The sequence below is a fragment of the Xanthomonas sp. PPL134 genome, assembly GCF_040595915.1.
GTDB classification, from domain to species: Bacteria; Pseudomonadota; Gammaproteobacteria; order Xanthomonadales; family Xanthomonadaceae; genus Xanthomonas_A; species Xanthomonas_A indica.
Genome location: NZ_JAMDLL010000030.1, coordinates 1 through 638 on the forward strand (window position 1 = coordinate 1; position 638 = coordinate 638).

Consider the following 638-nt stretch of genomic DNA (forward strand, 5'->3'; position numbering starts at 1 on the left):
CGTCAAAAACTGCTGAGCGGCGCGACCTATTACCCGTTTGGCCCCAGCGCTGGCTGGGCCTATGGCAACGGCCGGCCGTTGCAGCGCGTGCTGGACAAGAACTACCGCCCGTTGGCGATCCAGGACGGCCGCAAGGATGGCCTGAACATCGGCTTTGGCTTCGATCCGGCAGGCAACCTCACTGCGCTGACCGCGCCGGGCAATACCGCACCCGTGGTGAAGTTGGGCTATGACAACCTGAATCGGCTGACCGCCTTCAAGGACGGGCCGACCGGCACGGTCATCGACGGCTACAGCTACGACGCCACCGGCAATCGCCTCAGCGCCCAGGTCAACGGCAGCAGCCAGACCTATAGCTACCCGACCGACAGCCACCGCCTGGCGAGTGTGGCCGGCGCCGCGCGCAGCTACGACGCGATGGGCAACACCACGGCCATCGATGGCACGGCCCGCACCTTCGTCTACGACGCGACGGGGCGCATGAGCCAAGCCACGCGCAGCGGCACGTTGGCGATGGAGTATCGCTACAACGACCGGGGCGAGCAGGTGCGCCGGTTCCTCGGCACCACCAACACCTACACCGTCTACGACGAAGCCGGCCACTGGATGGGCGACTACGACACCAACGGCAAGGCGCT

1 pseudogene is annotated in these 638 nt (G+C 66.5%); it reads left to right on the top strand.

The features are described 5' to 3' along the window. A pseudogene (locus tag M3U25_RS20535) lies at positions 1-638 on the top strand (RHS repeat protein); the annotation flags it as partial.